Source organism: Pseudozobellia thermophila, assembly GCF_900141855.1.
GTDB classification, from domain to species: Bacteria; Bacteroidota; Bacteroidia; order Flavobacteriales; family Flavobacteriaceae; genus Pseudozobellia; species Pseudozobellia thermophila.
Genome location: NZ_FQYU01000005.1, coordinates 1 through 4,013, shown reverse-complemented (window position 1 = coordinate 4,013; position 4,013 = coordinate 1). Strand labels below are relative to the sequence as shown.

4 protein-coding genes are annotated in these 4,013 nt (G+C 34.4%); all 4 read left to right on the top strand.

The features are described 5' to 3' along the window. Nucleotides 1-106 precede the first annotated feature (106 nt). Nucleotides 107-1,057, top strand: coding sequence for a two-component regulator propeller domain-containing protein (locus BUB37_RS13285; RefSeq protein ID WP_072994316.1), 951 nt, complete (start codon nucleotides 107-109; stop codon nucleotides 1,055-1,057). Nucleotides 1,058-1,287: 230 nt separating this feature from the next. Further along, complete coding sequence (locus tag BUB37_RS13280; RefSeq protein ID WP_072994315.1) at nucleotides 1,288-1,587, top strand: type II toxin-antitoxin system RelE/ParE family toxin; 300 nt, start codon at nucleotides 1,288-1,290, stop codon at nucleotides 1,585-1,587. Between the two features lie 5 nt (nucleotides 1,588-1,592). Next, nucleotides 1,593-1,877, top strand: a complete 285-nt coding sequence (locus BUB37_RS13275; RefSeq protein WP_072994314.1) for an addiction module antidote protein — start codon at nucleotides 1,593-1,595, stop codon at nucleotides 1,875-1,877. Between the two features lie 484 nt (nucleotides 1,878-2,361). After that, the gene (locus tag BUB37_RS13270) at nucleotides 2,362-3,789 is read left to right on the top strand and encodes a hypothetical protein (protein WP_139278113.1); all 1,428 of its coding nucleotides are present in this window, start codon (nucleotides 2,362-2,364) and stop codon (nucleotides 3,787-3,789) included. Nucleotides 3,790-4,013: the final 224 nt, after the last annotated feature.

Below are 4,013 nucleotides of genomic sequence, written 5' to 3'. Positions count from 1 at the left end.
CTATAGCGAATGTGCGTCTAATGGCGACCCCTTGCCAAGGTATGCTTTGCATACCTCGCAACTCGCCATAGCCGTCTGGCCGTTGTAACACATACGAGGAAAATTTATGAAGTCCATTTTTAACACCATAATTTGTTGCTTATTTGCAACCTTATCATTTAGTCAAAGTGCTGAACTGTTTGACACAAATAATTCCGAAATAATCGACAATGACCTTTGGGAAGTTTCTGTCGATAAGAATGGAAAGTTATATTTGGGAACTGTAAAATTTGGTTTGATAACTTATGAAAATGGGAAATTTGAAAATCTAAATAAGGACAACTCTGAAATTAAAGGCGATGCAGTAACACCAATATTTACTGACTCTAAAGGGAATATTTGGTTAAACTACAGTAAACCGAATTCAGAAATCGCAAAATATGACGGAAATGAATGGACAGTCTTTACAACCAAAGAAATTCCGACTTCAAATATTTCAGTCATTGACTTTACCGAGGATAAAGAAGGAAATATTTATTTCGGAGGTGGAAATGGATTCTTTAAATACAATGGAGTTTCCTGGAGTAAAATTCAACTTCCAAAGAAAGGGTTAACGATAAGAGCAATAGACATCAACGAAAGTGGAGACATTGCAATCGGACATAATTCTGGTCTTGAAATTTATTCCAATGGAAAATGGAAATCATACGATGACGAAAGTTCAGAACTTCAACTTTCTGTTGTAAGAGCTGTAAAATATATTGATGATAAATTATTTGTAGGTTATGGTGGTGGTTACGGAAATGGCGGTTTATCAATCATAGAAAACGGAGTTTGGAAACACTATAATAAAACCAACTCAAAAATTCCAGACCATATGGTACGAGATATTGAAATTGACCAAAACGGAACGATTTGGATGGCGACAAATAATGGAATGATAAAAATGGTCGATGATAAAATTGAACCAATTTATTTTAGAGAAGGAAGATATAAGAATACAATTTTAGATATTGCAGTTGAGGGAAACATTGTTTGGGTTGCGACTAATTTTGGACTGATAAAAATCACGCAATAAGTACGTGTTACAACACCGTATAAAATTAATTGCTGGTTTTAGCCTATTTACGAAAGTCCTCGCGGACTTTCTATCCGTGATTTATTTGCTAACTTTAGTGCTTAAAACACGCAACTAATCTTATACAAACACGTTGTGGTGCATTGTCTCACTCAAGTCGAAAATTCCAAAAATTTACTGCGGATTAAAAATAAATATCTTAAATTTGTATCCAAGTAGATACAGTTTTTATGTTCTTTATTGAAAAAACAATCGAATTTGATAAGTGGCTGAGAAAGTTAAAGGACTTGAAAGGCAAAGCCAAGATTCTGTTTAGAATACAGAAACTAGAAAACGACGAACACTTTGGGGATTGCAAACCTGTCGGTGACGGAATTAGGGAATTACGAGTGAATTTCGCAAAAGGTTACAGAGTTTACTTCAAAGAAAAAGATGGTAAAATAATTGTTCTACTCATTGGTGGAGATAAGTCGACTCAACAGAAAGACATAAAAAAAGCGAAAGAAATCTGGAACAAATTAAATAAATAAATAAAATGGGAACTTCAAAATTTGACATAGCGGATTATTTGGACAGCAAAGAAATGATTGCAGAGTATCTCAATACTGTTTTAGAAGAAGGAGATAATGACGATGTGATAAATGCAATTGGACACATCGCAAAAGCGATTGGAATGACTAAAATATCTGAAGAAACTGGATTAAGTAGACCGAGTTTGTACAAAGCCTTATCTGAAGGTTCTAAACCTCAATTTGCTACGATTATGAAAGTTTTGAAAGCGATTGGAGGACAAATTCAGGTGAATCCAATGTCTGCTTAAAAAAAAAAAAACGACACCACAACAATACCTATAAGTAATGCGGAGTTTGGTGTTTAATTCTATTGTTTGTGTATATTTATGTGTGCGCAAAATCTTTAGGATTTTGCTCTGAAAACAAAAAAATAAAACAAAACAAAAAGCTTTTGCTACGTGCGTAGACGGAAACAAAAAGATTTCCTTGTCTCCGCACTACTCATAGCTTGAACGATGGTCGATGATACCTCCGGCCCGTAAAAAACCGGGCGGTCGAGGCCGCCGCCCTACCTTTTTTTCCTACCATCGACCATCGGCCAGACAGTACGACTGCACATTCGCCCATAAAATTTGCTATATTCAATCCAAGAAAACTCGGACGGAGCCGTTCGCGGTCGGTACCATCGACATCACCGCCTATAGCGAATGTGCGTCTAATGGCGACCCCTTGCCAAGGTATGCAAAGCATACCTCGCAACTCGCCATAGCCGTCTGGCCGTTAAGAGACTGCATGCCATTAAAGAGAATTGAAAATATGATTGATTTATCAGAATCTTTTGAATTGCTTAATAAAATTCGAGAGATAGATAATGCCATGATTTCATCAAAAGATTTCTCTACGAACTACGAGATTCAATTACAACCAAATGATAAAGGAATTAAGTTTACACTACTTCATGACTCTTTCTTATTTAAGCATGAAAAATGGGATTTTAGAGATTTAGAAATAAATCAAAACGACTTAAAAATTAAAATTCCATACTTATATCTTACTGAAAAAACAGGTGGACATGTCAATGGGAGTATTCCAGCATTTGAATATGGAAACTTTAATAAAGAGAAATCAAAATACCATAGACTGGCTTTGCCCTTAAATGAAAAAATAAACTTCACGTTTTCAGTCGAAAATGTACTAATTGATTACAACTATAAATCAGGAATACATACAAGAGAAGCAACTGAAATAAAAATTAACGGACATACATTTCATTTTTATTTAGCCAAGAAAAAAATAACAGAATTTTCCGATAGAGATTATCTAGTCCTTGAAAGCAAAGCTCCAATGTCCTATTCAGATTTTTCAGAATTCTGTTTTTCTATATTAATCTCTTTTGGCTTTGTTTCAGGTAACTTTATAAATAATGATGGATATTTCTTTCAATATGAAAATATCAGCATGACTGAAGTTGCTGGTATTGCATATAGACAAATGAGAGGTTCTATTAAGTGCCAATATGTGCCGACTTATTCAAATCCATTTGGATATATTCATGATACTAAAAAAGCGGATTTATATAAAGACAATGTTAGAACGCTGAATTTGAAGGAATTTTCAAATTTATGTCAGTACTGTCATGAGAATGACGATATTAAATCAATTTTACTTTTATTAATTGAAGTACACACTCAAACACTTGTATCTGCACCTGGTATTTTATCAATTGCACTTGAAACATTAGCAAATGTAATCTATGAAGAAAATGAGTCTACATTAGCACCAATAAAAACAAAAAGCATATCCAGAAAATTTAGAAAAGAACTTTTAAATACCCTTGATAACTTTCAAGATAAGATTGATGCAGAAGGAAAAGAAATATTAAAATCAAGGATTAACCAAATTAACCAAAGAACGAATCGTGATAAATTATTAATTCCATTTAAGATTTTAAAGATTCCAATTTCTTCAACAGATATTGAGGCTATTGAACAAAGAAATGCTTTCTTGCATGGTAGGACGCCAATGATACAAGAGATAGAGCCTAAATGTATAAACGAGGCAGATAAATTCAGGTATTATCTTTATTTGAAACTTTATGTTTTGGTTTCATCGATAATTATGAAATACATTGGATATGATAATTTGGTTGTAAATTATCCAAAGATATATGAAAAAGATACTGGGATAGAATTGGATGAGGAATATTATAGACAAATATAGAAATCTACTTTGCCTAACACACAATATAAAACAGTTGGGGTTCTGTGGTTTACGGGCATTTGTTCCCGCTTTGGCTTTTTCCTCGGTGGATAAAAACGCAGCCCGAAAACCCAACCGTTTCATATTGTCAAACGATGGTCGATGATACCTCCGGCCCGTAAAAAACCGGGCGGTCGAGGCCGCCGCCCTACCTTTTTTTCCTACCATCGACCATCGGCCAGACA

What these genes read in the sequence shown, in the direction of transcription:
- BUB37_RS13270 (WP_139278113.1), top strand. Translation starts at nt 2,362, where the DNA reads ATGCCATTAAAGAGAATTGAAAATATGATTGATTTATCAGAATCTTTT.
- BUB37_RS13280 (WP_072994315.1), top strand. Translation starts at nt 1,288, where the DNA reads ATGTTCTTTATTGAAAAAACAATCGAATTTGATAAGTGGCTGAGAAAG.
- BUB37_RS13275 (WP_072994314.1), top strand. Translation starts at nt 1,593, where the DNA reads ATGGGAACTTCAAAATTTGACATAGCGGATTATTTGGACAGCAAAGAA.
- BUB37_RS13285 (WP_072994316.1), top strand. Translation starts at nt 107, where the DNA reads ATGAAGTCCATTTTTAACACCATAATTTGTTGCTTATTTGCAACCTTA.